At 72.0% G+C, this 6,676-nt stretch carries 5 protein-coding genes and 1 pseudogene; 5 read left to right on the forward strand and 1 reads right to left on the reverse strand.

Annotated elements, in window-relative coordinates:
* The 5 genes from sucB to H5J33_RS19015 form a co-directional block, all read left to right on the forward strand.
* Positions 1–949: 2-oxoglutarate dehydrogenase, E2 component, dihydrolipoamide succinyltransferase (gene sucB, locus H5J33_RS18995; RefSeq protein ID WP_181796130.1), on the forward strand; the 949-nt coding region annotated here is incomplete at its 5' end.
* Positions 950–1,204: 255 nt separating this feature from the next.
* A complete protein-coding gene (locus H5J33_RS19000) occupies positions 1,205–1,828 on the forward strand; it encodes a GntR family transcriptional regulator (protein ID WP_030783170.1) in 624 nt (207 codons plus the stop codon).
* Between the two features lie 259 nt (positions 1,829–2,087).
* Complete coding sequence (gene aceE / locus H5J33_RS19005) at positions 2,088–4,790, forward strand: pyruvate dehydrogenase (acetyl-transferring), homodimeric type (RefSeq protein ID WP_181796131.1); 2,703 nt, start codon at positions 2,088–2,090, stop codon at positions 4,788–4,790.
* Between the two features lie 59 nt (positions 4,791–4,849).
* Entirely contained in the window at positions 4,850–5,833 is a 984-nt protein-coding gene (locus H5J33_RS19010; RefSeq protein ID WP_181796132.1) for a YafY family protein, read from the forward strand.
* Positions 5,834–5,891: 58 nt separating this feature from the next.
* A complete protein-coding gene (locus H5J33_RS19015) occupies positions 5,892–6,410 on the forward strand; it encodes a DUF4240 domain-containing protein (protein WP_181796133.1) in 519 nt (172 codons plus the stop codon).
* Positions 6,411–6,592: 182 nt separating this feature from the next.
* Here H5J33_RS19015 and H5J33_RS37585 read toward each other — a convergent pair.
* Positions 6,593–6,676, reverse strand: a pseudogene (locus tag H5J33_RS37585) (N-acetylmuramoyl-L-alanine amidase); the annotation flags it as partial.

The raw sequence follows: 6,676 nt of genomic DNA on the forward strand, positions 1-6,676 counted from the left end.
CACCCAGGCGACCGACGAGGGCGCGTACGTGACCCCGCTGGTGCGCAAGCTCGCCGCCGAGAACGGCGTCGACCTGGCCACCGTCAAGGGCACCGGCGTCGGCGGCCGGATCCGCAAGCAGGACGTCCTCGCCGCCGCCGAGGCCGCGAAGACCGCCGCCGCCCCGGCCCCCGCCGCGGCCGCCCCGGCCGCCGCCGCCAAGAAGGCCCCGGCGCTGGAGGCCTCCCCGCTGCGCGGCCAGACCGTCAAGATGCCCCGCATCCGCAAGGTCATCGGCGACAACATGGTCAAGGCGCTGCACGAGCAGGCGCAGCTGTCGTCGGTCGTCGAGGTCGACGTCACGCGCCTGATGAAGCTGCGCGGCCGGGCGAAGGACTCCTTCGCGGCCCGTGAGGGCGTCAAGCTCTCCCCGATGCCGTTCTTCGTCAAGGCCGCCGCGCAGGCGCTGAAGGCCCACCCGGTCATCAACGCCAAGATCAACGAGGCCGAGGGGACCATCACCTACTTCGACACCGAGCACGTCGGTATCGCGGTGGACTCCGAGAAGGGCCTGATGACCCCGGTCATCAAGAACGCCGGCGACCTGAACATCGCGGGCATCGCCAAGGCCACGGCGGAGCTGGCGGGCAAGGTCCGGGCGGGCAAGATCACCCCGGACGAGCTGTCCGGCGCGACCTTCACCATCTCCAACACCGGTTCGCGCGGCGCGCTGTTCGACACGATCATCGTGCCGCCGGGCCAGGTCGCGATCCTCGGCATCGGTGCCACGGTCAAGCGTCCGGCCGTCATCGAGACCGAGGAGGGCACGGTCATCGGCGTCCGCGACATGACCTACCTGACCCTCTCCTACGACCACCGTCTGGTCGACGGCGCCGACGCGGCCCGTTACCTCACGGCGGTCAAGGCGATCCTGGAGGCGGGCGAGTTCGAGGTCGAGCTGGGCCTCTGAGCGGCTCCCGGGCCGAGCACCCGAGCGACGTGGAGCTCGGCCCCCAGCCCCATCGCGCCTGATCAGGCGTGCGGCACCCCGTCCGGAGTTCTTCCGGGCGGGGTGTTCGTGTTTGTCCGGGTGCGCACCGTGTAAGGCTCGTCTCACCTGCGTCAAAGCGCCCCCGCGCGCCCTCCCCGCGGAGCGAAGCAGCCGTATTGTCTAAGCGTCAAAGCCCCCGGGGGCCGCAGGACGGCCCCTCCCTAAGGAGCCGTCATGACCGCGCCCGTCGTCCACTCGCTGCGCGAGCAGATCCGCGAGCACATCGTGGAGGGAATCGTCAGCGGGCGCTGGCAGCCGGGTGAGCGGATCGTGGAGCGGCGGATCGCCACCGAGCTGGAGGTCAGCCAGACCCCGGTGCGGGAGGCGCTGCGCGAGCTGGAGTCGCTGCGGCTGATCGAGTCGGCGCCGAACAAGGGCGTACGCGTCCGCAATCTGACGGCGGCCGACCTGGAGGAGAGCTACCCGGTCCGGGCGGGCCTGGAGGCGATCGCCGCCGAGCTGGCGGCGGAGCGGCTCGCGGAGGACTGCTCGGCGCTGGAGCCGCACGTCGCGGCCCTGTACGAGGCCGACCGGAAGGCGGACGGCACGGCCCAGGTGCGGCACACGGTGGGCTTCCACCGGGAGCTGGTGCGGGCCGCGCACAACTCGGTGCTGCTGCACACGTGGGAAGGCCTGGGCATCGAGGTCTTCACGGCGCTGTCGATCCGCTGGCTGGGCACGGTCCAGCAGTCGTACGCGGAGGAGCACGAGGAGCTGGTGCAGGCGTTCCAGCGCCGTGACCCGCGGATCGCGGAGCTGGTGAAGGCGCATGTGCTGGGGTGCGCGCCGCGCGCCTGACCCAGCCGAGCATACCCCCGCTCACCTGCGAAAACCCCTCTCCAAGGCGGCACCGGGTGCCCATTTCGAAGGCACCGGGTGCCTACTTTCTCGGAATCGAGACTTTTTCACCCTCAACCCTTTGATCGATCATCGATCAGAGGGTTACAGTCGCCGACGGACTTCCACCGAAGTTCGCTGCCCTGTCCTGCCAAAGACCTAGGGCACCCCCGAACCCTTGACGATGAGGGAACCCCCTTCGACTGAGGAAGGCGGCGACATGACCGACCCCAACGCCATCCAGCCGAGCGCGCTCGACCAGCTCCCGGACCGCGACCCGGAGGAGACCGCCGAATGGCAGGCCTCCCTGGACGCCGTCGCCAGGGAAGCCGGACCGCACCGCGCCGCGTACCTGATGCGCCGCACGCTGGAGCGCGCCGAGGCGGGCGGCATCGCGCTGCCGAAGCTCCTCGAGACCGACTACGTCAACACCATCCCCACCTCCGCGGAGCCGGCCCTGCCCGGTGACCCGGAGATGGAGGCCCGGATCACCGCGTGGAACCGCTGGAACGCGGCGGCCATGGTGACCCGGGGCAGCAAGCACGGCGTCGGCGGCCACATCGCGACCTTCGCCTCCGCCGCCTGGCTGTACGAGACCGGCTTCAACCACTTCTTCAAGGGCAAGGAGGGCGACGGCTCCGGCGACCAGCTGTACATCCAGGGCCACGCCTCCCCCGGCATCTACGCCCGCGCCTTCCTCGACGGCCGCCTGAACGAGGCGCACCTGGACAACTTCCGCCAGGAGGCCGGCGGCAACGGCCTGCCCTCCTACCCGCACCCGCGCCGGCTGCCCTGGCTGTGGGAGTTCCCCACGGTCTCCATGGGCCTCGGCCCGCTGTCGGCGATCTACCAGGCGCGGTTCAACCGCTACCTGACCAACCGCGGCATCAAGGACGTCTCCGCCTCCCACGTCTGGGCCTTCCTCGGCGACGGCGAGATGGACGAGCCGGAGTCCACGGCCGCCCTCGCGCTGGCCTCGCGTGAGCAGCTGGACAACCTCACCTTCGTCATCAACTGCAACCTCCAGCGCCTGGACGGCCCGGTCCGCGCCAACTTCAAGATCGTGCAGGAGCTGGAGGCCCAGTTCCGCGGCGCCGGCTGGAACGTGATCAAGACGCTGTGGGGCACGGCCTGGGACGAGCTGTTCGCCCTGGACACCACGGGCGCGCTGGTCCGCCGGCTGCGCGAGGTACCGGACGCGCAGGTCCAGACGTACCAGACCCGCGACGCCGCCTACATCCGCGAGGACTTCTTCGGCAAGGACCCGGCGCTGGCCGAGATGGCCAAGCTGCTGAGCGACGACAAGATCCTCGAGTGCTTCCACGTCTCGCGCGGTGGCCACGAGGCGAGCAAGGTCTACGCCGCGTACAAGGCCGCCGTCGAGCACAAGGGCGCGCCGACCGTGATCCTGGCCCAGACGGTCAAGGGCCACACCCTGGGCGAGGGCTTCGCGTCGAAGAACGCCAACCACCAGATGAAGAAGCTGACGGTGGACGAATTCAAGGCGATGCGCGACCGGCTGGAGCTGCCGATCAAGGACAGCGACTTCGTCGACGGCGTGGTGCCCTACGGCCACCCGGGCGCCGACTCCCCGGAGGTGCGCTACCTCCAGGAGCGCCGCGCGGCCCTCGGCGGCCCGGCTCCGGCCCGCCGCACCCACGCGATCCCCGCGCTGCCGGCCCCGGCCGAGAAGGCGTTCGTCTCCTTCGACAAGGGCTCCGGCTCCCAGAACGTGGCCACCACCATGGCGTTCGTCCGCCTGATCAAGGACCTGGTCCGCGACAAGGAGACGGGCAAGCGCTGGGTGCCGATCGTCCCGGACGAGGCGCGCACCTTCGGCATGGAGAGCCTCTTCCCGTCCCTGGGCATCTACTCGCCCAAGGGCCAGACGTACGAGCCGGTCGACCGTGACCAGCTGATGTACTACAAGGAGGCCAAGAACGGCCAGATCCTCAACGAGGGGATCACCGAGGCCGGTTCGATGGCCGACTTCATCGCCGCTTCGACGTCGTACGCGACGCACGGCGAGGCGATGATCCCGTTCTACATCTTCTACTCGATGTTCGGCTGGCAGCGCACGGCCGACCAGATGTGGCAGCTCGGCGACCAGCTCGGCCGCGGCTTCCTGATCGGCGCGACGGCGGGCCGTACGACCCTGACGGGCGAGGGCCTCCAGCACGCCGACGGCCACTCCCCGGTGATCGCCGCGACCAACCCGGCCGCGCTGACGTACGACCCCGCGTTCGCCTACGAGATCGCGGTGATCGTCCGTGAGGGTCTGCGCCGGATGTACGGCGAGGCCAAGCCGGGCGAGGACCAGAACGTCTTCTACTACCTGACGGTCTACAACGAGCCGCTGCCGCAGCCGGCCAAGCCGCAGGGCCTCGGCATCGACGAGGGCATCGTCAAGGGCCTGTACCGCTTCAACACGGCCGAGTCCGCGGGCATCACCGTGCCGGCGGGCGCCCCGCGCATCCAGCTGCTGGGCTCCGGCACGGCGATCCACTGGGCCCTCACGGCGCAGAAGCTGCTGGCCGAGGAGTGGGGCGTGGCCGCGGACGTGTGGTCCGCGACCTCCTGGACCGAGCTGCGCCGGGACGCGCTGGAGGCCGACGCGGCGCTGCTGCGCGGCGAGGACCGGGTGCCGTACGTCCGCCAGGCCCTCCAGGGCGCCGAGGGCCCGGTGCTCGCGGTCTCCGACTACATGCGCCAGGTCCCGGACCAGATCGCGCAGTGGGTCGAGCAGGACTGGTCCTCGCTGGGCGCCGACGGCTTCGGTCTGTCGGACACCCGTGAGGCCGCCCGCCGCCACTTCGGCGTCGACGCCGAGTCGATCGTCGTGGCCGCCCTGGCCCAGCTCGCCCGCCGCGGCGAGGTCAAGGCGACGGCGGTCAAGGAGGCCCGGGAGAAGTACGGGCTGTAACGGACCCGGTCATCGAACAGGCCCCCGCTTCGGCGGGGGCCTGTTGGCATCATGGGCGCATGCGTGCGGCCCGGCTCATCAAGATGGTTCTGCTACTCCAGTCCCGGCCCCTCATGACCGCCGCCGAGCTGGCGCGGGAGCTGGAGGTGTCGGAGCGGACGGTGACGCGGGACGCCCAGGCGTTGTCCGAGGCGGGGGTTCCGGTGTACGCCGACCGGGGGCGGGCCGGGGGGTACCGGCTGGTCGGGGGGTACCGGACCCGGCTGACCGGGCTGGCCCGCGGCGAGGCCGAGGCGCTGTTCCTGAGCGGGGTGCCGGGGGCGCTGCGGGAGATGGGCCTGGCGGACGTCGCCTCGGCGGCCCGGCTGAAGGTGTCGGCGGCCCTGCTGCCCTCGCTGCGGGACGCCCCGGACACCGCCGCGCAGCGCTTCCACCTGGACGCGCCCGCCTGGTTCCGGGAGCCCGAGACGCCCGCGCTGCTGCCGGTGCTCGCCGAGGCGGTGTGGGACGACGGCCGGGTGCTCGCCTGGTACAAGCGCGCGCGGGACACGGTGGAGCGGCGGCTGGAACCGTACGGGCTCGTGCTGAAGGCCGGTGTCTGGTACCTGTGCGCGCGGGTGGCCGGAAACGGCTCCTTCCGGACGTACCGGATCGACCGGTTCACCGCCGTGGACCGGCTCGGCGAGCGGTTCGACCGCGACCCGGGGTTCGACCTGCCGGGTTTCTGGGCGGAGCAGGCCGAGCGGTTCGCCCGGTCGATCCTGCGGGCGGAGGTCGTCGTACGGCTCTCTCCGGAGGGGGTGCGCCGGCTGCGGCACGCCGTGGATCCGGCCGCCGCGCGGTCGGTTCTCGAGGAGCCGGGCGAGCCGGATGCGGCGGGCTGGGTGACGGTGACGCTGCCCGTGGAGTCGGAGGAGGTCGCGTACGAGCAGCTGACGGCGCTCGGGCCGGAGGCGGAGGTGCTGGCGCCGGCCGCGCTGCGCGAGCGATTCGCGGCGGACGCGGCCCGTGCCGTCGCACTGTACCGCCGTGAAGACGGCTGAACGGGTCCGTCGTACTCCGGGTGCGTGCCACCGGGTAAGGCCCGATGCTGGTGGCGTGATGGACGAGACGGAGTTCTGGGAGCTGATCGACTCCACCCGCGGGGCCGCCGAGGGGGACCCCGAGGAACAGGCCGACCTGCTCGTGGAGCGGCTGCTGCGGCTGGACCCGGAGCAGGTCCTGGACTTCGCCCGCCACTTCGAGGCCCGCTACAACCGCGCCTACCGCTGGGATCTGTGGGGTGCCGCCTGGCTGCTGCTGGACGGGTGCAGCGACGACGCGTTCGACTACTTCCGCTGCTGGCTGATCGGTCAGGGCCGGGAGGTGTTCGAGGGGGCCCTGCACGATCCGGACGCGCTGGCCGGGCTGCTGGGCGACTTCGACGAGGAGATCGACGGCGACGGCGAGGAGCTGGGGTACGCGGCGGACGAGGCGTACGAGCAGCTGACCGGCACCGTCGCCCCCGACCTGGGCCTCGCGCCGCCCCCGGCCGAACCGGAGGGCACGCCGCTGGACCTGGAGGACGACCGGGTGCTGGCCGAGCGGTTTCCCCGGCTGTGGGAGCGGTTCAGGACATGACGGCCTCACGGCTGTTTCCCGTGCCTTCCGCCGCCCGCTTCGGTGCCGGTGCCGGGAGAGCCGGTGCCGGGTGCGGTCGTGGGGCGGAGGGGCGGGCGCGGGCCGCGGGTCTCCCGGGGTGGCGCCGTGGCCGGTACGCGGGGTGGTGCCGTGGCCGGCTTGTGGGCGGGCGTCGTGGCCGGGCGGCCCTGGAGCCGGGCGGCCCGTTCCCGGATGGCCGGGAGGCGGGCGGTCAGGGCCGCGCCGGGGCAGCTGGTGTGGAAGCC

This window comes from Streptomyces sp. WELS2, assembly GCF_013870595.1.
In the GTDB taxonomy this organism is placed as follows: domain Bacteria; phylum Actinomycetota; class Actinomycetes; order Streptomycetales; family Streptomycetaceae; genus Streptomyces.